This is a genomic window from Rhodoferax sp. RT5P35, from assembly GCF_056521385.1.
In genome coordinates, this window is record NZ_JBWMAX010000010.1 from 20950 (window position 1) to 40783 (window position 19834).

The 19834-nt window shown below is 62.1% G+C and carries 18 protein-coding genes; 7 read left to right on the plus strand and 11 right to left on the minus strand.

The genetic code is table 11. From position 1 onward, the window contains the following. Nucleotide 1: 1 nt before the first annotated feature. From AC097L_RS16325 to AC097L_RS16335, 3 genes are all read right to left on the minus strand, one after another. Nucleotides 2-1321 (minus strand): efflux RND transporter periplasmic adaptor subunit, encoded by a 1320-nt coding sequence (locus tag AC097L_RS16325; protein ID WP_479587589.1) that lies wholly within the window; start codon nucleotides 1319-1321, stop codon nucleotides 2-4. A gap of 139 nt (nucleotides 1322-1460) precedes the next feature. Next, the gene (locus AC097L_RS16330) at nucleotides 1461-2162 is read right to left on the minus strand and encodes a 16S rRNA (uracil(1498)-N(3))-methyltransferase (protein ID WP_479587590.1); all 702 of its coding nucleotides are present in this window, start codon (nucleotides 2160-2162) and stop codon (nucleotides 1461-1463) included. Between the two features lie 75 nt (nucleotides 2163-2237). After that, nucleotides 2238-3329, minus strand: coding sequence for an aminoglycoside phosphotransferase family protein (locus tag AC097L_RS16335; protein WP_479587591.1), 1092 nt, complete (start codon nucleotides 3327-3329; stop codon nucleotides 2238-2240). Nucleotides 3330-3406: 77 nt separating this feature from the next. Here AC097L_RS16335 and AC097L_RS16340 point away from each other — a divergent pair, with 77 nt between their 5' ends. From AC097L_RS16340 to rsmA, 3 genes are read left to right on the plus strand one after another with little or no spacing between them, the layout of a single operon-like run. Next, nucleotides 3407-5803 (plus strand): LPS-assembly protein LptD, encoded by a 2397-nt coding sequence (locus AC097L_RS16340; RefSeq protein ID WP_479587592.1) that lies wholly within the window; start codon nucleotides 3407-3409, stop codon nucleotides 5801-5803. 35 nt (nucleotides 5804-5838) lie between these two features. Beyond that, on the plus strand, nucleotides 5839-7224 hold the full coding sequence (locus AC097L_RS16345; protein ID WP_479587593.1) for a peptidylprolyl isomerase: 1386 nt from the start codon (nucleotides 5839-5841) through the stop codon (nucleotides 7222-7224). A 7-nt stretch (nucleotides 7225-7231) separates the two neighbouring features. Beyond that, nucleotides 7232-8026 (plus strand): 16S rRNA (adenine(1518)-N(6)/adenine(1519)-N(6))-dimethyltransferase RsmA, encoded by a 795-nt coding sequence (gene rsmA / locus AC097L_RS16350; RefSeq protein ID WP_479587594.1) that lies wholly within the window; start codon nucleotides 7232-7234, stop codon nucleotides 8024-8026. Nucleotides 8027-8252: 226 nt separating this feature from the next. On the opposite strand, the gene AC097L_RS16355 is transcribed toward rsmA, so the two are convergent. From AC097L_RS16355 to AC097L_RS16390, 8 genes are all read right to left on the minus strand, one after another. Then, a complete protein-coding gene (locus AC097L_RS16355) occupies nucleotides 8253-8675 on the minus strand; it encodes a barstar family protein (RefSeq protein ID WP_479587595.1) in 423 nt (140 codons plus the stop codon). A 58-nt stretch (nucleotides 8676-8733) separates the two neighbouring features. Further along, complete coding sequence (locus AC097L_RS16360; RefSeq protein WP_479587596.1) at nucleotides 8734-9138, minus strand: guanyl-specific ribonuclease; 405 nt, start codon at nucleotides 9136-9138, stop codon at nucleotides 8734-8736. A 156-nt stretch (nucleotides 9139-9294) separates the two neighbouring features. After that, nucleotides 9295-11628, minus strand: coding sequence for an NADP-dependent malic enzyme (locus AC097L_RS16365; RefSeq protein WP_479587597.1), 2334 nt, complete (start codon nucleotides 11626-11628; stop codon nucleotides 9295-9297). Between the two features lie 175 nt (nucleotides 11629-11803). After that, nucleotides 11804-12055, minus strand: a complete 252-nt coding sequence (gene infA, locus AC097L_RS16370) for a translation initiation factor IF-1 (RefSeq protein WP_092757223.1) — start codon at nucleotides 12053-12055, stop codon at nucleotides 11804-11806. Nucleotides 12056-12094: 39 nt separating this feature from the next. Continuing rightward, the gene (locus tag AC097L_RS16375) at nucleotides 12095-12331 is read right to left on the minus strand and encodes a hypothetical protein (RefSeq protein ID WP_295952514.1); all 237 of its coding nucleotides are present in this window, start codon (nucleotides 12329-12331) and stop codon (nucleotides 12095-12097) included. A 299-nt stretch (nucleotides 12332-12630) separates the two neighbouring features. Then, nucleotides 12631-14016: an aminopeptidase P N-terminal domain-containing protein gene (locus AC097L_RS16380; RefSeq protein WP_479587598.1), complete on the minus strand. Its 1386-nt coding sequence runs from the start codon at nucleotides 14014-14016 to the stop codon at nucleotides 12631-12633. Nucleotides 14017-14023: 7 nt separating this feature from the next. After that, complete coding sequence (gene murU / locus AC097L_RS16385) at nucleotides 14024-14734, minus strand: N-acetylmuramate alpha-1-phosphate uridylyltransferase MurU (RefSeq protein ID WP_479587599.1); 711 nt, start codon at nucleotides 14732-14734, stop codon at nucleotides 14024-14026. A gap of 97 nt (nucleotides 14735-14831) precedes the next feature. Further along, nucleotides 14832-15218: a tautomerase family protein gene (locus AC097L_RS16390; RefSeq protein WP_479587600.1), complete on the minus strand. Its 387-nt coding sequence runs from the start codon at nucleotides 15216-15218 to the stop codon at nucleotides 14832-14834. A gap of 244 nt (nucleotides 15219-15462) precedes the next feature. On the opposite strand from AC097L_RS16390, the gene tkt reads away from it, so the two are divergent. From tkt to AC097L_RS16410, 4 genes are all read left to right on the plus strand, one after another. Continuing rightward, nucleotides 15463-17475 carry a transketolase gene (tkt, locus tag AC097L_RS16395; RefSeq protein ID WP_479587742.1) on the plus strand — a complete coding sequence of 671 codons (2013 nt, stop codon included), beginning with the start codon at nucleotides 15463-15465 and terminating at the stop codon, nucleotides 17473-17475. Nucleotides 17476-17556: 81 nt separating this feature from the next. After that, nucleotides 17557-18555 (plus strand): type I glyceraldehyde-3-phosphate dehydrogenase, encoded by a 999-nt coding sequence (gap, locus tag AC097L_RS16400; RefSeq protein WP_479587601.1) that lies wholly within the window; start codon nucleotides 17557-17559, stop codon nucleotides 18553-18555. A gap of 188 nt (nucleotides 18556-18743) precedes the next feature. Further along, on the plus strand, nucleotides 18744-19193 hold the full coding sequence (locus AC097L_RS16405) for an Rrf2 family transcriptional regulator (protein WP_479587602.1): 450 nt from the start codon (nucleotides 18744-18746) through the stop codon (nucleotides 19191-19193). Between the two features lie 96 nt (nucleotides 19194-19289). Beyond that, entirely contained in the window at nucleotides 19290-19751 is a 462-nt protein-coding gene (locus AC097L_RS16410) for a nuclear transport factor 2 family protein (protein WP_479587603.1), read from the plus strand. Nucleotides 19752-19834: the final 83 nt, after the last annotated feature.

Here is a 19834-nt window from a genome sequence, read left to right on the forward strand (position 1 = left end):
CTTACTCGCTTTTTTCGGTGGATTCAACAGGGTGTAGTTGCCCGGCGCTGACACCGGCCAGCGTAGGGTGGTCCAGCGTCAGGAAGTCGGTACTCCATTCGACGCGCCAGGGCTGGCGGGCCAGGTCGCCAGTGGCACCCGGCAGTTGGCAGGCCTGGGCATCGCCCAGCAGCGGCAGGAGCTGGGCTTTGTAGGCCACGTGGGCGTATTCGGCATCGACAGGTATGTCGCCCAGCAGCGCATCGACGGCGCGGCGGGGCACGGGTTCGCTGACGTGCCAGGCCGCCAGCAGATCCGACAGATCGGCCAGCGCCTGCGGCAGGGCCACGGCGCTGAGTTCGCCCAGCGGCGCGGCTTGCGACAGCGGCAGGGCATCGGGCAGGCCCAGCGTGGGGCGGCCGCGTTCAAATTCGGCTTCGGTCACATCGAGCAATTCATGGGGGGACAGCGCCACCAGTCCCACCGGGTGGGACAGCGCGTCTTGTAAAAGGTGTTCTGGCGCGGCCAGGGTTTGCAGCCAGCGTTTCACGTCGGTGCTGGTGATGCCGGTGGTACCCAGCGTCACGCGCTGGCGGTCTACCTGCTGCAGCGCGCGGTTGAACTGGCTGGCCATGGCCAAGAGGCGGCTTTGGGCCTGGCCCAGGGCGCGGGCGGCGCGCTCCATGGCCACGTGGCCGTGGGCGTTGCCGATGATGGTGGCAATGGCGGTGCTGGCCTTGTCGATCAGGCGGGCCGCCCGGTCGTAGCGGGTGCGGGCTTCGCGCAGGCGGAATTCGGAGCCGCTGGCGATGGCATCTTCAAATTCGGCGTGCAGGCGGCCCAGCTGGGCTTGCAGCATCTGCACCTGGGCGGCATCCAGGGTGCCGAGCTGGTCGGCACCCACCACCTGGCTGAGCAGGCTGGCCAGGTCACCATCGCCATCGGCCCCCAGCGGCGCGGTGTGGAAGATGCCCAGCACGCCGGATAGCTGCTGCGCCAGCGGCGTGAGGCTGGTGCGGCGCTGGGTTTCGTCCCACAGCAGCAGGCCGGTGTCGCGAAAGCGCTTGAACACCGTGTCCAGGGCTTCGGGGCGCACGGCGTGGAACAGTTCGTTGATCTGGTCGCGGTTCAGATTGGCTTCGCTCTGACCCAGCAGGCCCATGAAGACGAACAGCCGCAGCCGAACCAGCCCGGCCGGGCCGTGGAACAGGCCACGCAGCGCGTCCACCAGGCCGCCATGCTGGTCGATGCGCCAGGCCAACACCGATTCACTGGAAAAGTCAGCGTCGCGAAAGTAATCCGACAGCGTGGTGTCGCTGTCGGAGGGAGTTAATTCATCCATGGTTGCTATGCAGCCTCAGTTGCAGGCAGAACGTGCATTTCCAGAGATACCGTGGAACCGGCTTTGCCGGGCCACTGGTATCGCCCCCTGCAAGGGAGTTGGCGAAGCGCAGCGCAGCCTGGGGGTGAGTGTTCCATTTTCAGAACTGGAGTTGGGCGAGTGCGGCCAGCGGGGCGGTTTCGGACCGCAGCACGCGGTTGGCCAGGGTGACCGGGCGGTAGCCGCGGGCGATGGCCGCATCTTCTTCCGAGGGGCTGAGGCCGCCCTCGGGGCCGCTTAAAAAGTGGATAGCGCCGCTGGCAGAAATGGCGTTCAGCATCGGCTGGCTACCGGCTCTGAGCGACAGCAAAAACCCCGCTTCGGCGCTGACGACCCAGTCCGCAAAGCTGCGCACCGCATGCACCTCGGGCACACGGTTGCGGCCCGATTGCTCGCAGGCGGCCACGCCTACCGCATGCCAGTGGGCGCGTTTTTTGTCAGCCCGTTCGCCATTCAGGCGCAGCACGCTGCGCTCGCAGACCAGGGGCTGGATGCTGGCCACGCCCAGCTCGGCGGCTTTTTCCACCAGCCAGTCCATGCGGTCATTGGCGGGCATGCCCAGCACCAGGTGCACGGTGCGGGCGGCTTCGCGTTCGACAGGGTCGTGCGCACCCACTGCCACAGCCACATCGCTGCGGCCCATGCGGGCTATGGTGGCCTCAAACTCGCCGCCCTGGCCGTTGAACAGGGTGATCGTCTGGCCGGGCTGCATGCGCAGCACCTGTACGTGGCGGGCAGGCCCGGCGGGCAGGTCCAGCGTGGCCCCAATGGCCAAAGGGGCAGGACAGTAAAAACGGGGCATATCAGTGGGTTGCTATTACTTGTATAGCTGCTAGCGCAGGCGTTATCTGCGCTAGAGGCCAATTTTTCTTGAAAATTACATCCTACCGTAGGCGAATCCCGTGGCGGCCTGGGTGCCTTCGATCTTGTCGATCAGGCGCAGCAGCGGGGTCAGCTCGCGGTAGCGACCGGCGGTGGCGCGGATGTAAGTGATGAAACGGGGTGTGTCGGCCAGGTACTTGGGTTTGCCGTCGCGCAGGCTCAGGCGGGTGAACAGACCTGCCACTTTCAGGTGGCGCTGCAGGCCCATCCATTCCACGCTGCGGTAGAACGCGCCAAAGTCCTCGCCCACCGGCAGCCCGGCCTTGCGGGCGCGCTCCCAGTAGCGGATGGTGATGTCCAACACGAAGTCTTCTTCCCAACTAACGAACGCGTCGCGCAGCAGGCAGGCGATGTCGTAGGTGATGGGGCCGTACAGGGCATCCTGGAAGTCGAGTACGCCCAATGTTTCGCTGCCCACCATCAGGTTGCGCGGCATGAAATCGCGGTGCACGTAAACGCAGGGGGCTTCTAAATTGTTGGCCACGATTTGGGCAAACACGCTGTCCAGCGTGGCGCGCTGGGTGGCATCCAGGGCGATGCCGCGGTGCTGGGCGATGTACCAGTCGGGGAACAGGGCCAGCTCGCGCTGCAGTGTGGCTGCGTCATACGCAGGCAGCACGCCGGGCTGGGAGGCGAGCTGCAGGGTGATCAGCGTGTCTACCGCCTGGTGGAACAAGGGTGTGGGGGCTGGTGGAGGCGCATCACCTTGCAGCAGCTCCAGCAGGGTCTGCGTGCCCAGATCGGTGAGCAGCATGAAGCCTTGGGCCTGGTCCCAGGCCAGCACTTCGGGCACGCGCAGCCCGGCCTGGGCCATCAGAGCAGAGATGCGGGCGAAGGCTGCGCAGTTTTCTTTGTCGGGCGGGGCATCCATCACGATGCAGCTGCCGGTGTCGGATGCCAGGCGGAAATAGCGGCGAAAACCGGCATCGGCTGCGGCTAATTGCAGGCTGTCCACCTGCAGATGGTGGGGCGCGGCGACCGCGTTGAGCCAGGTGTGGAAGGCCGCCGCACGCGGGGCATCGGCCCAGACGATAGGGGCGGAGGAGGGAGAAGTTGCCGTCAATGGCGGGGGGGAGGTAGGGCTCATGGATAATCCATTCTACAAATCCGGCTTATTCGAATAAGCCCCCCGCCCGACCCTGCTCCCCTTTGGTGCCCCCATTAATGCCTGAATCCCAGCGCAGTACCCGTCGCCGCCGCTTCACTCTCACGCCCGTAGCCTTTGTGGCCATGGCGTTGCTGCCGCTGGCTTTGCACGCCGAAGAAGCCGATACACCGCTGGTGCTCAAGCCAAGCGCCCTGCTGCAAGAGCAAATTCCGCCGGCCATGCGTGAGCAGATGCCGACCTTCTTCTCCGGCGACCACACCCTAGGCCGCCCGGACCTGGACACCGTGATGGACGGCAACGCCATGATGCGCAAGGGCGATATGGTGCTGCAGGCCGACCGGGTCGAGTACTACCAGCCGGACGATTTGGTCAAGGCGCGCGGCAATGTGCACATCAACCGCGCGGGCAATATTTACGACGGCCCGGCGCTGGAGCTCAAGGTCGATGCCTTTGAGGGCTTCTTCAACGAGCCGCGCTACCAGTTTCTGAAAAACGGCGCTTTTGGCCAGGCCGACCGGGCCGACTTTGTGGACGACAGCCGCGTGGTGCTGCACAACGCCACCTACAGCACCTGCCGCCGCGAACCGGGCCCGAGCTGGCTGCCCGCATGGATGCTGCGCGCCACCACCATCAGTATCGACACCGAAGAAGAAATCGGCACGGCCGAGGGCGCGGTGCTGCGCTTCCAGGATGTGCCGATTCTGGCCTTCCCCACCATGGATTTCCCGCTCTCCGACAAGCGCAAATCCGGCTATTTGCCACCCACTATCGGGCTGGACAACATCAACGGTGTGGAGCTGACGGTTCCCTACTACTGGAACATTGCACCCAACCGGGATGCCACCTTCTTCCCCACCGTGATGAGCAAGCGCGGCGTGGACCTGGGCGGCGAGTTCCGCTACCTGGAGCCCGACTACAAGGGCACGCTGCGCACCAACTACATGCCCAGCGACTCGCTGCGCGAGCGCGACCGCTGGAGCTATGCGCTACTGCATTCCGGTACGGTCCAGACAGGGTTGTCGGGCGTTGGCGGGGTGGGCCTGAATCTGAATCTGAACCGGGTCAGTGACGACAACTACTGGAGCGATTTTGGCCGGGCCACCACCTCGCTGACCCAGCGCCTGCTGGCCAACGATGCCACCTTGTCCTGGGCCCAGGGCAACTTCTCCACCAGCGTGCGCACGCTGAAATGGCAAACGTTGCAAAGCCTGACCGCGCCCATCGTGCCGCCGTATGACCGCCTGCCCCAGCTCACTGCGCGCTATGCCCGCTACGACCTGGCCGGTGGTTTTGATGCGTCGCTGGATGGCGATTACACCCAGTTTTCGGCCGACCGCAACCTGACCAGGCAGCCCAACGCCAAGCGCAGCTTTGCCCTGGGCCAGATAAGCCGCCCGTGGGTGGCCCCCGGCTGGTTCATCACGCCCAAGATGCAACTGCACGCCACCCGCTATGAATTGGACGAGCCCCTGGCCAACGGTGCTACCACGGCCGACCGCACCGTGCCCACCTTCAGCCTAGACAGCGGGCTGGTTTTTGAACGCGATGCCAACTTCTGGGGCAAGGCACTGCGGCAAACTCTGGAGCCGCGCGCGTTCTACGTGAACACGCCGTACCGCGACCAGAGCCTGCTGCCCAATTACGACTCGGCACTGAACGACTTCAACTTTGCCACGGTCTTCACCGAAAACGCCTTCGGCGGCAACGACCGTATTGCCGACAACAACCTGCTGACGCTGGGGGTCACCACCCGCTTCCTGGAACCCGCCACCGGTGCCCAACTGGCCCAGTTTGGCGTGGCCCAGCGCCTGCGCTTCAAGGACCAACGGGTCACCCTGCCCGGCGGCACGCCCGCCACCGACCGCCTGAGCGACTTCTTGGTGGGCGCGCAACTCAACTGGGACCCGCGCTGGACGTTTGACACCACGGTGCAGTACAACCCCGATACTGGCCGCTCTGAGCGCGCCAGCGTCGGCGGGCGCTGGAACCCTGGCAACTACCGTGTCATCAGTGCCGCCTACCGCTACCAGCGCAACTCCAGCGCCACCGCAACCGACGGCAGTGAGCAAATCGACATCGGCTGGCAATGGCCTCTGAGCGCTCTGTGGGGCGACAAAGGCCAGGATCTGGGGGCAGGACAAGGCCAGGGCGCAGGCCGCTGGTACAGCGTAGGTCGGCTGAACTACAGCATGCACGACCGCAAGCTGGTCGATGGCGTGGTGGGCTTTGAATATGATGCGGGCTGCTGGCTGGGCCGCATCGTGCTGGACCGCACGCAAACCGGCACCACCACCACCGCCAACCAAAAGATCTCGTTCCAATTGGAGTTTGTCGGCTTCACCCGTCTGGGTGTGGGCACCAACCCCTTGTCGGTCCTGAAAGAAAACATCCCCCGCTACCAGTACCTGCGCGAGCAGACCACCACCCCTAGCCGTTTCAGCCAGTACGACTAGCCCATTCGATCCCCTCTTTTCCCTCTATCTGTACCATGAGCAATCGCATTTTTCGCATGACGCTGCTGGGCTTGGCGGCATTGGCGGCCTTGACCACCTTCTCCGCATCCGCCCAGGGCTTGCGCCCATCCCTCGGCGCGGGCTCCGGCTTGGCGGGCAACGTCCCCGCCCGTACTTCCGATACGCAGCGCCAGGCGGACTACATCGTTGCCGTGGTCAACTCCGAGCCGATCACCAACAACGAAGTGCGCGCCCGCGTCATCCGGACCCTGCAGCAAATGGCCCAGCAGGGCACACCGGCAGTTGAAGCCGACCAGGCCCTGGTGGTCCGCCAGGTGCTCGAGCGTCTGATCCTGGAAAAAGCCCAGTTGCAGCTGGCGGTAGAGACCGGTTTGAAGATAGACGACTCCGCCGTGGATGCAGCCGAATTGAATGTGGCCCGGCAAAACCAGCTGGATGTGCCTGAGCTGCGCCGCCGGATGGTGCAAGACGGCATTGTGCCCTCGCAGTTCCGCGAAGAGCTGCGCAACCAGCTCATCCTGACCCGCCTGCGCGACCGCGAAATCGATGCCCGCCAGCGCATCAGCGACGCGGATGTAGACCAGTATCTGCGCGACCAGCGCGCCAGCACCGACCCCAGCGCCTTGGAGCTGAATCTGGCCATGGTGCTGGTTGCCGTACCGGAAAATGCCACGCCCGAACAGGTTGCCACCTTGCAAGCCAAGGCCGATGGTCTGCGCGCCCAGGCCGTCGCGGGAGCGGATTTCGCCACCCTGGCCCGCACCTCTTCGGATGCTCCTGACCACGCCCGGGGCGGCGCGATGGGCATGCGCCCGGCCGACCGTTACCCCGATATCTTTGTGGAGGCCACAGGCAACCTGGACACCGGCGGCATCAGCACCGTAGTGCGTTCCGGTGCCGGTTTCCATATTTTGAAAGTGTCGGACAAGCGCCAAGGCGGCGTGGCCACCACCGTCACCCAGCAGCACGCCCGCCACATCCTGCTGCGCACTGGCCCCCGCTTGAGCGAAGCCGCCGCAGTCGAGCGCTTGAACGACTTCAAGCGCCGCATCCAGAGCGGCCAGGCCGACTTTGCGCAGTTGGCCAAGGAAAGCTCGGTCGACAGCAGCGCGGCCCAGGGCGGCGACCTGGGCTGGTCCAGCCCCGGCCAGTTTGTGCCCGAATTTGAAGAAACCCTGGACAAGCTGGCACCTGGCCAGATTGCCGACCCGCTGGTGTCGCGCTTTGGTGTGCACCTGGTGCAGTTGCTGGAGCGCCGCGAGGCCGCCGTGACACCGAAAGAACAGCGCGAAATCGCCCGTGGCATCGTGCGCGAGAAAAAGCTGGACGAAGCCTATGGCCGCTGGCTGGAGCAGGTGCGTTCGCGGGCCTACGTCGAATTCCGCGAACCACCGCAGTGAAGCCCCAGTGAAGCACATTCCGCGCAAACGCTTTGGCCAGCACTTTCTGGCCGACCGCAGCATCATCGACAGCATCGTCGATGCCATCAACCCCCAGCCTGGCGACCATATGGTCGAAATCGGTCCGGGCTTGGCCGCCCTGACGCAGCCCCTGGTCGAACGCCTGGGCCACCTCACCGTGGTCGAGTTGGACCGCGATCTGGCTGTGCGCCTGCGCCAACACCCACAACTCACGGTGGTGGAATCTGATGTACTAAAAGTGGACTTCATGCAGTTTCCACTTGCACAAGCAGCTACTGATTCAGGAGCAACTGCTCCGAAGAAGCTGCGGGTGGTGGGCAACCTGCCCTACAACATCTCCACGCCCATCCTGTTCCATTTGCTGGACGCGGTGGCGGTAGTGCAAGACCAGCATTTCATGCTGCAAAAAGAAGTCATCGACCGTATGGTGGCCCGCCCTTCCACCGCCGCCTATGGCCGCCTCAGCGTCATGCTGCAGTGGCGCTACGCGATGGAAAACGTGCTGTTTGTGCCGCCCGAGTCGTTTGACCCGCCCCCGCGCGTGGACAGCGCCGTGGTGCGCATGGTGCCCCACGCCGAGCCCGCGGTCGTACCGGTGCTGCTGCTGAGTGAAATCGTCCAGGTGGCCTTCAGCCAGCGCCGCAAGATCATGCGCCACACGCTAGGAAAATGGCTGACCGAGAAAGCCTACGCGGGCAGTTTCGACACCCAGCGCCGCGCCGAGGAAGTGCCAGTGGCCGAGTACGTGGCCTTGGCCCTGGCGGTAGCCGCCCAGACGTAAAAAAGCCCGCCAAGAGACGGGCTTTTGGATGGCGCGGATCGTGGCTAGGCTGCTGCCAACCAATACCCTGCGTTGAAAGGGCTGCTCATGCGCAGCGCGAACGCAGACACGTCCACCAATTTGTCGGTGGGCATTTTCTCGCCGGATTCGGTCAACTCTATGCCTGAGACGGCATCGCTGCCTGCCTCATTCGCCCGTTCTGCTTGGCTGGTGTGTGCAGAACGGGCTACAGAAAAGAATAGAAGCATCGGAACGGTATCTTCCGGTCTCCCCAATAGTCGGCGGCTTCGCGGAAGATGTCCAGCAACTGCTCGCGGGCCTCTTTGTCAAACTTGGCATGCGCCGGGATTTGCTCCAGCACCACCACGAAACCAGGCTGTGGGCCTGATTTATGCAATGGGTCTGTCATGCAGTCGTACAGCGCGTCAAAGTTCTTGCCGAAATGGGTCGGAAAGGTGAACTGCTGCGCAATCATGTCCAGCACGTCCTGTTTGCTCTGGGCATTTGCCAGATTGGCATACAGAAAGTGCTGGCCCAGGCCTACAGCCGCGTCTTGCAGGTCTTGCACGCGGAAGGCACGTATGGACTGCACGATATTGGTTCTAACGTTGCGAAGAGGCATATCCATCTCCGCTTTTTTTTCATTCATCTCATGTACCCCGACTTCAAAAATTCTGTGGAACCAGCATTAGCAACGCTATTCACGGCTATTCGACGATATGGCGAAAACTCGCGTAATGGTCACTGGTATAAAAACAAGCATCTGGTGCTCTAGGCGGACCACCGCACACAATACGTTTGGCCCCTCGGTTGCCAGCACCCGCCGTTTTCACGGTGTATTCGCGGTAATACCCGCGTTGTTGTGATGGCAAAATTCGTTCACGGTTCCCAAACACCACGCCGTCCTTGTCAAAAGGAAATGGCCCACCTTGCAGTATGAGCTGGTAGGTGGCACGGCCTTGAGGGGGAAGCTGGGCGAGCTGGATAGTTTCCAGACCACCGACGGGATTGGATGCCTTGGCAAACCCCAATGTGGTGCATAGAACCGATCCAACCAAAATCGCCACAGTGCAAACATGCTTGCAGGCTGTGTTTTTTATCGCTTGAACCATAGGGAAATGCACCTTTGGTGAACCTCGGGTTAACCCGGTAATTTCAAGGCGCTAGTGTGCCGTATATGCCCCAAAAAAGCAAGGGGCTGCCCAAAATTTGGGCAGCCCCTTGGGCATTCATGCCCACTAAGTGAGCACTTGCTGGCGAATCTGGTGTTATCGCACCACGTTGGCATCGGCAACCGTCAAGGCGGTCATGTTTACAATTCTTCGTACTGTAGTGCTAGCAGTCAGAATGTGTACAGGTTTTGCGGCGCCCAGCAGCACCGGGCCAATTGCAATATTGCCGCCCGCAGCCATTTTCAGCAGGTTGTAGGCGATATTGGCGGCATCGATATTGGGGAACACCAGCAAATTCGCATCGCCAACCAAGGGGCTGTTGGGCATGCTGGCAGCGCGTGCAGCACCGTCGAGCGCGATGTCGCCATGCATTTCACCATCCACCTCCAACCAGGGCGCTTCGGTTTGCAGCAACTCCAGTACGCGGCGCATTTTGACGGCGCTGGGCTGGTTGCTTTGGCCGTAGTTGCTGTGCGAAAGCAGCGCCGCCTTGGGTTTGATACCAAAGCGCATCATTTCTTCGGCAGCCATGACGGTGATTTCGGTCAGTTCTTCGGCCGTAGGGTCGTAGTTGACATGGGTGTCAACCAGGAACACCTGGCGACCCGGCAACATCAGGCCGTTCATGCAGGCATAGATGGGTACGTCTTGCGGGGTGCTGGAGCAGCCACCCGCGCGCTTGCCAATCACCTGGTCAATGTAGTGCAGGTGGATGGCGGTATGGCCCCAGGTGCCGCAGATCATGCCGTCTACTTCGCCTTTGTGCAGCAACATGCCGCCAATCAGCGTCAAACGGCGGCGCATTTCGATCTTGGCCATCTGCGCCGTGACCCCTTTGCGCTCGGTCATGCGGTGGTAGGTTTGCCAAAAATCGCGGTAGCGGTGGTCTTGCTCGACGTTGACCACGTCGTAGTCCAGCTCCTCACGCAGGCGCAAGCCAAACTTCTTGATGCGCTCGGCGATTACCTTCGGGCGACCGATCAGCGTAGGCCGGGCCAAGCCTTCATCGACCACGATCTGGATAGCGCGCAGCACGCGCTCTTCTTCGCCTTCGGCGTAGCAGACGCGTTTCTTCACCGCGTTTTTGGCCGCATCGTAGATGGGCTTCATCGTCGTGCCCGAGGCATAAACGAAGTTTTGCAGGCGGGTGCGGTAGGCATCCATATCAGTGATGGGGCGCAAGGCCACACCGCTGTCCGCGGCAGCCTGGGCTACGGCCGGAGCGATCTTCATCATCAAACGCGGATCAAACGGCTTGGGGATGATGTACTCAGGGCCAAACGCCAGTTGCTCGCCCGCATAGGCGGCCGCTACCACCTCGCTTTGCTCGGCCTGGGCCAGCTCGGCAATCGCGTGCACAGCGGCAATTTCCATCTCCAGCGTGATGGTGGAGGCACCTGCATCCAATGCACCGCGAAAAATGTAGGGGAAGCACAGGACGTTGTTGACCTGGTTCGGGTAGTCGGTACGCCCGGTAGCGATGATGGCATCGCCGCGCACAGACTTCACGTCTTCGGGCGAAATTTCGGGGTTCGGGTTGGCCAGCGCCATGATCAGCGGGTTGGCAGCCATTTTGGACACCATGTCTTTTTTCAGCACGCCGCCAGCTGACAAGCCCAGGAACACGTCTGCGCCCTCGATGATTTCGCCCAGGGTGCGGGCGCTGGTGTTCTGGGCGTAGACGATCTTATCTTCGTCCATCAGTTCGGTGCGGCCTTCATAGACCACGCCGGCCAGGTCAGTGACATAAATGTTTTCGCGCGGAATGCCCAGCTTGACCAGCAGACCCAGACAAGCCAGCGCCGCTGCGCCCGCGCCGGAGGTGACGAGCTTGACGCTCTTGGGGTCTTTGCCAACGACTTTCAGACCGTTCAGGATCGCCGCGCCGACGCAGATGGCCGTGCCGTGCTGGTCGTCGTGGAAGACCGGGATCTTCATGCGTTCGCGCAGCTTACGCTCGACATAAAAACAGTCGGGTGCCTTGATGTCTTCCAGGTTGATGCCGCCGAAGGTGGGCTCCAGCGAGGCGATGATGTCCACCAGCTTGTCGAGGTCGTGCTTTTCGTCAATTTCCAGGTCGAACACGTCGATGCCTGCAAACTTCTTGAACAGCACGCCCTTGCCCTCCATCACCGGCTTGGAGGCCAGCGGGCCGATGTCGCCCAGGCCCAATACGGCGGTACCGTTGGTGATCACCGCGACCAGATTGCCCCGGCTGGTGTATTTGAAGGCGTTGTTGGGGTCTTTGACGATTTCCTCGCACGGCGCGGCCACACCAGGCGAGTACGCCAAGGCCAGATCGTGCTGGTTGACCAACTGCTTGGTCGCCGCGATGGCGATCTTGCCGGGCGTGGGAAACTCGTGGTATTCGAGGGCAGCGCGGCGGAGTTCGGCGCGTTTTTCTTCGGCGTTAGCCGTGGGGTTGCTCATCTGGCGTCTCCTGCCATGGCCGCCGACCGAAATGCGCCGGGCAGTCACTGTGTCAAAGGGACTGCGATTGTAGGGTCCGCCCGGAGGCGATTCCCGTACGGGGTTTTGCTTACGCGCTGGTTAACGCGAAACAACTTTCATGGCCCGGAGTGCTTTGCACCCGAGTCAATAAAAGTTATGCGAAGCGGGTAGACGTAGGTGCCCGGCCCGCAATGTGGCGGAACGTGATGCGGCCCTTGGACAGGTCGTAAGGCGAGAGTTCCAGCGACACATGGTCGCCCGCCAGAATGCGGATGTGGTTCTTGCGCATCTTGCCCGCGGTGTAGGCGATCAGAACGTGGCCGTTTTCCAACGTCACGCGAAAGCGCGAGTCGGGCAAGACTTCGGACACAAGGCCCTTCATTTCGATCAGTTCTTCTTTTGCCATTCGTAAATTCCTTGAGGGTAGACGGTATGTAAATAACTTTTAGGCGTGTGCGGCGCTAGGGTTGGAGTGGCGCGCGCGCACCCACTGCAAACCTTGCTCAACCGCGTATTGTGTCGCGGTTGCAGCGTCGTCGAACAGACCGATGAAACGCATCACGCGGTCATGCGAGCCATTTTGGATAGAAACCGAGGCACCAAAGCGGCCATCGGCACATTCGCGGGTGAGCGGAGACAGGAGATATTTGCCAGCGGCAATGGAATTGTTGTTTTTGTTCATGATGGGAAACCAGGCTCCCTTACTTATGGGGTGGCCAATATGCGTGTTGTCACACTGCGTTATTTTTATGACGCACTTCCGATGAAATTGCACAGGAGGCAGGTCGTGTGCAGCACCCGGTAGGGGTATCTGCAGCCAAGTACTTTGAATCTCTGGCCCGCACAGCGTGACAAAGGTGCGGGCAAACTCGGGGTACTTGGTAGGGCCAGTGGTGTGGTGTGTTGGGATACACCGCACAAGCTTCATGGCGAAACTTATCTAGCCAACCCCAAATTATAGCCCAGGCCCGAAAAACCTGCTCATGCCCGCATCAGCGCTTCGATTTCATCAGGGTCGACGGGCACGCCCCGGCTGATCAGCTCGCAGCCGCTGGCGGTCACGATGGCATCGTCTTCGATGCGGATGCCGATATTGTGGAAGGCTTCGGGCACGTCCGGGCCGGGGCGCACGTAGATGCCGGGCTCGATGGTCAGCACCATGCCCGGCTGCAGGATGCGGCTGGGGCGGTTGGTGATGGTTTCGCCGCTGAGCGGGTCTTTGCGCTGGCTATCGGCACCGATTTCCGCTTGCTCCACGTAGCTGCCGCAGTCGTGCACGTCCATGCCCAGCCAGTGGCCGGTGCGGTGCATGTAGTAGGCGAAGTAGGCGCGGCTGGCGATCACGTCGTCCACGGTGCCGACCTTGTTCTTGTCCAGCAGGCCCACGTCCAGCATGCCCTGCGCCAGCACCTTGACGGTGGCCTCGTGCGGGTCGGTGAAGCGCGCGCCGGGTTGGGTGGCGGCGATGGCTGCCACCTGGCTGGCCAGCACCAGCTCGTACAGGGTGCGCTGCGGGCCGGTGAATTTGCCGTTGGCTGGGAAGGTGCGGGTGATGTCGCTGGCGTAACCATCGAGCTCGCAGCCTGCGTCGATCAGCACCAGCTCGCCATTGCGCACCGGGGCTTTGTCGGCGCGGTAGTGCAGCACGCAGGCGTTGGCCCCGGCGGCCACGATGCTGCCGTAGGCCGGGTACTGCGAGCCGTGGCGGCGGAATTCGTGCAGCAACTCGGCATCCAGGTGGTACTCAAACACCTCTTCGCCGTTGCGCAGCATGCGGGCGGAGAGCTGCATGGCGCGGATGTGGGCCCCAGCGCTGATCTGCGCGGCGCGGCGCATGGTGTCTTGCTCGGAGGTGTCCTTGAACATGCGCATTTCGTCCAGCACGCTGCACAGGTCGCGCTGGGTGTCGGGGCACAACGCGCCGAAGCGCACGCGGGCGCGGACCTTGTTGAGCCAGCCATCGACGCGGCCCTCCAGCCCTTTGTGGGTGGCGAAAGGGGTCCAGACGGCGCTGCGGTTTTCCAGCAGGCGGGGCAGTTGGGCGTCCAGGTCCGCTACAGAATATGCAGCATCCAGCGCAAGCACGGCGGGCGCCGCGTCGGGTCCAAGCCTAAAACCGTCCCAAATCTCACGCTCCAGGTCCTTGGGCGCGCAAAACAGCGTGGACAGGCCATCGCCAGTCACCACCAGCCAGGCATTCGGCTCGGTGAAGCCCGTCAGGTAGTAGAAATAGCTGTCGGCGCGAAACAGAAAATCGCTGTCGCGGTTGCGCTGCTGCTCGGGCGCGGTGGGTACGATGGCAATGCCACCGGGGCCGATTTTTTGGGCGAGTTGGGCGCGGCGTTGGGCGTAGATGGAAGTGGACATGGTGTGGTTAGGGGATGTTCAGTTTGGCGAGTTGTTCGGGGTTGCCCACGTTGTGCCAGGGGCCGTCAAAACGGGATGCGGTGATACGTTGCTGGCGGATGCCGTCCAACAGCAGCGGGCCCAGCGCTGCCTTTTGCCCCAGGGGCAGACTGCGGCATAGTTCTGCGCGCACCAGGGCCAGGCTGCTGTAGGTGAGGCGCTGGCCGTCCGGGCCGGGGCCGTCCAGCCCCAAACCGTTGGCCGCAATGCCGAAGTCGCCCTGCGGGTGGTAGGGCGGGTTCGGCACCATCCACAGGTGCGCCAAGGTATCGCTACGGGCAAAATCGTTCGCTGCGCTGGCATCAAAGCGAAAAGTCGGCGCGTAGATATCGCCGGCCACCAGCCAGAAGCTATCGCCCAGCAGCGGCAGCGCTTTTTTGATGCCGCCCGCGGTTTCCAGCGCGCCGCCGTGGTCGCGGCCTTCTTGGGAATAGGTGATCTGCAGGCCCCAGCGGGAACCGTCACCCAGCGCAGCGGGGATTTTGTCTTCCAGCCAGGCGGTATTGATGACCACCTGGCCTACCCCGGCTGCCGCCAGGGCTTGCAGGTGCCAGACGATCAGCGGTTTGCCGTGCACCGGTAGCAGCGGTTTGGGCGTGTGGTCGGTCAAAGGGCGCATACGTTCACCGCGTCCGGCGGCGAGGACCAGGGCATGGGTTATTAACGGGTGTGCGGGCATCACACAGATTATCGAACGGGAGGGTAGATACGTGTTTTGCTATTAAATAAATAGCTTTATGCGTAGTAATTCATTGGGCTAGAGGGCTAAATCTTACTCAAACCTGCAGACTGAAACCCAGGTCCACCTCGCTGGCGGGCACGCCGCGCAGCCCCCAACTCTCCATCGGCGGCTCGGTCAGCACCACCATCACGTCGGCGGGGGCAATGCCGAGTGCGCCGAAACGCTGCGTGATGCCTTGGTACAGCGCACGCTTGGCAGCCAGGGAACGACCGGGGAACATCAGCACCTCCACCAGGGTGTAATTTTCGGTCTTGCCGGGTGCCACCATGAAGTGCTCGGGGCGGTGTTCGATGTAGCGGATCTGGCGATCGTCTTCGGGCACCTTCAGCGCTTCACGCAGGGCCAAATAGACGGCTTCCATCAGCGCGGTGATTTCGGCAGCGGGTCGGCTGCGGCGGACTTCAATCTTGGCGAGCGGCATGGGGATTAGGGATAGGTGGGGTGGGGCATCCATTGTGATACCACGTGATACCACGCACCCCGTGTTACCGGGCTGGTACACAGCGCCCAATGGCAGCCCCGTAAAATAACGGGCTTACCAGAACATCCACCCCGAACTTTCCCCGGAGCTGAACCCGATGGCCGACACCCCTTTGAACGCAACCACCTCTGACGTAGCCGTTCTTTCCGATGCGGCCTCGGCCACAGGCAAACCTACCACGGCCATGGCCAACGCCATCCGCGCCCTGGCCATGGACGCGGTGCAAGCCGCCAATTCGGGCCACCCCGGTGCACCCATGGGCATGGCCGACATGGCCGTGGCTTTGTGGGACCAGCACCTGCAGCACAACCCGAAAAACCCAAACTGGCTGAACCGCGACCGCTTCATCCTGTCCAACGGCCACGCCTCGATGCTGCTGTACGCGCTGCTGCACCTGACCGGCTACAAGCTGCCGATGAGCGAGTTGAAAAACTTCCGCCAGTTGCACAGCAAGACCCCTGGCCACCCTGAGCACGGCTACACACCTGGCGTGGAAACCACCACCGGCCCCCTCGGCCAGGGCGTTACCAACGCCGTGGGCTTTGCGCTGGCGGAAAAGCTGCTGGCGCAGGAATTCAATCGCGAAGGCCATGCCATCGTCGACCACCACACCTACGCCTTCATGGGCGACGGCTGCTTGATGGAAGGCATCAGCCACGAAGCCGCGGCCCTGGCTGGTGCCTGGAAGCTGAACAAGCTGGTGGCCCTGTACGACGACAACGGCATCTCCATTGACGGCCAGGTGGCCCCCTGGTTCATCGACAACACCGCCCTGCGTTTTGTGGCCTACGGCTGGAACGTGATCGGCCCGATCGACGGCCACGATGCGGCTGCCGTGTCCGAAGCCATCACCCACGCCAAGGCCCAAAAAGAAAAGCCCACCCTCATCATCTGCAAGACCCATATCGGCAAGGGCAGCCCGAACCGCGCCAACACCTCCAAGGCCCACGGCGAACCCCTGGGTGCCGAAGAAATCAAGCTGACCCGCGAAGCCCTGAACTGGCCTTACGCCCCATTCACTATTCCCAAGGACATTGCTGCCGCCTGGGATGCCAAGAGCGCCGGTGCCGCCCGCGAAGCCGCCTGGAACACCCAGTTCGCCGCCTACAAGGCCGCCTTCCCCGCCGAAGCTAAAGAGCTGCTGCGCCGCATGAAAGGCGAGCTGCCCAAGAACTTCGCCCAGACCGCCGTGGACACCGTCATCGCCGCCCACACCAAGGGCGAAACCGTGGCATCGCGCAAAGCCTCGCAACTGGCGCTCGAAGCCTTCACCGCCGCCCTGCCCGAAATGCTGGGTGGCTCAGCCGACCTGACCGGCTCCAACCTGACCAACACCAAGAGCACGCCCAACCTGCGCTTTGACACCATTACCGGCGTGGGCAACGGAGGCCGCCACATCAACTACGGCGTGCGCGAATTCGGCATGGCCGCCATCATGAACGGTGTGGCCCTGCACGGCGGTTTCATCCCCTACGGCGGCACCTTCCTGACCTTCAGCGACTACAGCCGCAACGCCATCCGCATGGCCGCGCTGATGAAGATCCGCGTAGTGCACGTGTTCACCCACGACTCCATCGGCCTGGGCGAAGACGGCCCGACGCACCAGTCGGTCGAGCACGCTGCCAGCCTGCGTTTGATTCCAAACCTGGACGTGTGGCGTCCGGGCGATACGGCTGAAACCGCTGTGGCCTGGGCCGTGGCCCTGGAAAGCAAGAGCCGGCCCAGCGCCCTGCTGCTGAGCCGCCAAAACATCGCCTACGCTGCCAAGACCGACCTGGGCGAGATCAGCCGCGGCGCCTACGTGCTGTCCGAGCCCAGCGCCGTCGGCCTGAAGAAGAAGGCCCAGGCCGTCATCATCGCCACCGGCTCCGAAGTGCAACTCGCCCTGGCCGCCCAGGCCCTGCTGGCGGCGCAAAAGATCGCCGTGCGCGTGGTCTCCATGCCCAGTAACAGCGTGTTCGACCGCCAGACCGAAGCCTACAAATCCGAAGTGCTGCCGGTTGGCTTGCCCCGCATCGCGGTCGAAATGGGCGTAACCGACGGCTGGTGGAAGTACGGCTGCGCCGCCGTGGTCGGACTGGACACCTACGGCGAATCTGCACCGGCACCCGTGCTGTTCAAGCTCTTCGGCTTCACGCCCGAGAACGTGGCCGCCACGGTGCAAAAAGTGCTAGCCCCGAAAAAGAAGAAGAAGTAAAAAAGAAGTCATCAGCCCAGCCCCGGGTCCGCCTGGGGCTACCCGTGCAAGTTTCACCTTTTAACTACTGGAGATAGAGACATGACCATCAAAATTGGTATCAATGGTTTCGGCCGCATTGGCCGCATGGTGTTCCGCGCTGCGGTGCAGAACTTTGACGACGTGGAAATCGTCGGCATCAACGACCTGCTGGAGCCCGACTACCTGGCGTATATGCTGCAGTACGACAGCGTGCACGGCCGCTTCAAGGGCGATGTGTCGGTGGACAACGGCGTGCTCGTCGTCAACGGCAAAAAGATCCGTCTGACACAAGAGCGCGACCCGGCCAACCTGAAATGGGCCGACGTGGGTGCCGACATCGTGGTCGAATCCACCGGTTTGTTCCTGACCAAGGAAACCGCCCAAAAACACATCGACGCAGGCGCGAAAAAGGTCATTTTGTCAGCCCCTTCCAAGGACGACACCCCCATGTTCGTCTATGGTGTGAACGACAAAACCTACGCCGGCCAGGCCATCATCTCCAACGCATCGTGCACCACCAACTGCCTGGCCCCGCTGGCCAAGGTGATCAACGACAAGTTCGGCATCAAGCGCGGCCTGATGACCACGGTGCACGCCGCCACCGCCACGCAAAAGACCGTGGACGGCCCGTCGAACAAAGACTGGCGCGGCGGCCGCGGTATCCTGGAAAACATCATTCCTTCCAGCACCGGTGCCGCCAAGGCGGTGGGCGTGGTGATTCCTGAGCTGAACAAAAAGCTCACCGGCATGGCCTTTCGCGTGCCCACCAGCGACGTGTCGGTGGTCGACCTGACCGTGGAACTGAACACCTCGGCCACCATCGCTGAAATCAACGCCGAGCTGAAAGCGCAGTCCGAAGGTGCCATGAAGGGCGTGCTGGGCTACACCGAAGACAAAGTCGTAGCCACCGACTTCCGTGGCGACAGCCGCACCTCCATCTACGATGCAGACGCCTCCATCGCCCTGGACGGTACTTTCGTCAAGCTGGTGAGCTGGTACGACAACGAGTGGGGTTACTCCAACAAAGTGCTGGAAATGGCCCGGGTGATGGCGAAGTAAGCTGCGGCTTGCCGCTCCTGAAAAACGCGCCCTCGGGCGCGTTTTTTGTTGCCCCCAGCATCCGCTTGGCGGCAAGGGATCTGGATCACCTCTTCATAGTGACATCGCCTCGATTGCCGGGCCCAAACCAAATGCCCTTGCATTTCACAGATAAGTGTATTTAAAATAAATACATACTTGGAAAAATGATGAACAGCCAATTTGCCGTTGCCGTACACATTTTGACGCTGCTCGAAAAAAGTGGCGGGCAGCCCGTCACCTCTGAACGCATGGCTGGCAGCATCAACACGAATGCCTCCCTGGTGCGCCGCCTGTTAGGCATATTGGCAGCGAGCGGTCTTACCAGCGCACAAATGGGAACGGGCGGCGGTGCTTTGCTGGCGCGCGCTGCCTCCAGGATCACCCTCTTGGACGTCTACCGTGCCGTGAAAGCGGGCCCACTCTTCGGGCCCCCCAACGAGGCACCGAATCCCATGTGCCCTGTAGGCCGCAACATCCAGGCAGCGCTTGTGACCCATTTGGCAAATGCCGAGCGCGCGCTGGAGGATGAACTCGCGCAAACCACCATCGCCGATGTACTCCACTCGGTACAGCAGTACGAGGCACTCAATGCCCGAAAAGGAGGCACTACCCGCTAAACCACAACCATTTTTTTAACCCACTGTGCAACTACTTCAGTAACAAAGTAGACATTGCAGGCGCTTTCTTATTTTTTTACCCTGAGCAGAAAAACCATGGCTCCATTCCGATCTATTTTCACGGCCCTATTGGCTATCTTTACCGTGCTGGCGTGCGCATCAGCACATGCACTGACACCGCAGGAGGAGTCGAATAAGGCCACCGTACTGGCTTTTTACGAGGCGGCCATCAACCAGAAAGACGTGGATGCCGCGCTGTCTTACATCGGCCCCAAATACATCCAGCACAACCCACGCGCGCAGGATGGCATCGAAGGATTGAAAGGCTTCATCGGCGGATATCTGAAGAAGGCCAACCCCGGGCTGAAGGCCACCATCCAGCGGGTCATTGTGGAAGGCGATCTGGTGGTCTTGCACGTGAAATCGCTGCCGGAACCGGGCGCGCTGGGCACAGCCATCGTAGACATCTTTCGTCTTGAAAACGGCAAAATCGTTGAACATTGGGATGTGATGCAGCCCGTGCCCGACAAGATGCCCCATGGCAACACCATGTTCTGAACATCGGCAGGGATGAGTGGCTTTCCGGGTGCTAGCGCAAGCACTGATTGCGCTAGCAGCTATTATTTACATAGCAAATAGTA

Excerpts from the sequence above, each read along its gene's own strand:
- AC097L_RS16325 (WP_479587589.1), bottom strand. The coding sequence starts at position 1,321 with ATGGATGAATTAACTCCCTCCGACAGCGACACCACGCTGTCGGATTAC.
- AC097L_RS16330 (WP_479587590.1), bottom strand. The coding sequence starts at position 2,162 with ATGCCCCGTTTTTACTGTCCTGCCCCTTTGGCCATTGGGGCCACGCTG.
- AC097L_RS16335 (WP_479587591.1), bottom strand. The coding sequence starts at position 3,329 with ATGAGCCCTACCTCCCCCCCGCCATTGACGGCAACTTCTCCCTCCTCC.
- AC097L_RS16340 (WP_479587592.1), top strand. The coding sequence starts at position 3,407 with ATGCCTGAATCCCAGCGCAGTACCCGTCGCCGCCGCTTCACTCTCACG.
- AC097L_RS16345 (WP_479587593.1), top strand. The coding sequence starts at position 5,839 with ATGAGCAATCGCATTTTTCGCATGACGCTGCTGGGCTTGGCGGCATTG.
- AC097L_RS16355 (WP_479587595.1), bottom strand. The coding sequence starts at position 8,675 with ATGAATGAAAAAAAAGCGGAGATGGATATGCCTCTTCGCAACGTTAGA.
- AC097L_RS16360 (WP_479587596.1), bottom strand. The coding sequence starts at position 9,138 with ATGGTTCAAGCGATAAAAAACACAGCCTGCAAGCATGTTTGCACTGTG.
- AC097L_RS16365 (WP_479587597.1), bottom strand. The coding sequence starts at position 11,628 with ATGAGCAACCCCACGGCTAACGCCGAAGAAAAACGCGCCGAACTCCGC.
- infA (WP_092757223.1), bottom strand. The coding sequence starts at position 12,055 with ATGGCAAAAGAAGAACTGATCGAAATGAAGGGCCTTGTGTCCGAAGTC.
- AC097L_RS16375 (WP_295952514.1), bottom strand. The coding sequence starts at position 12,331 with ATGAACAAAAACAACAATTCCATTGCCGCTGGCAAATATCTCCTGTCT.
- AC097L_RS16380 (WP_479587598.1), bottom strand. The coding sequence starts at position 14,016 with ATGTCCACTTCCATCTACGCCCAACGCCGCGCCCAACTCGCCCAAAAA.
- murU (WP_479587599.1), bottom strand. The coding sequence starts at position 14,734 with ATGCCCGCACACCCGTTAATAACCCATGCCCTGGTCCTCGCCGCCGGA.
- AC097L_RS16390 (WP_479587600.1), bottom strand. The coding sequence starts at position 15,218 with ATGCCGCTCGCCAAGATTGAAGTCCGCCGCAGCCGACCCGCTGCCGAA.
- tkt (WP_479587742.1), top strand. The coding sequence starts at position 15,463 with ATGGCCAACGCCATCCGCGCCCTGGCCATGGACGCGGTGCAAGCCGCC.
- gap (WP_479587601.1), top strand. The coding sequence starts at position 17,557 with ATGACCATCAAAATTGGTATCAATGGTTTCGGCCGCATTGGCCGCATG.
- AC097L_RS16405 (WP_479587602.1), top strand. The coding sequence starts at position 18,744 with ATGAACAGCCAATTTGCCGTTGCCGTACACATTTTGACGCTGCTCGAA.
- AC097L_RS16410 (WP_479587603.1), top strand. The coding sequence starts at position 19,290 with ATGGCTCCATTCCGATCTATTTTCACGGCCCTATTGGCTATCTTTACC.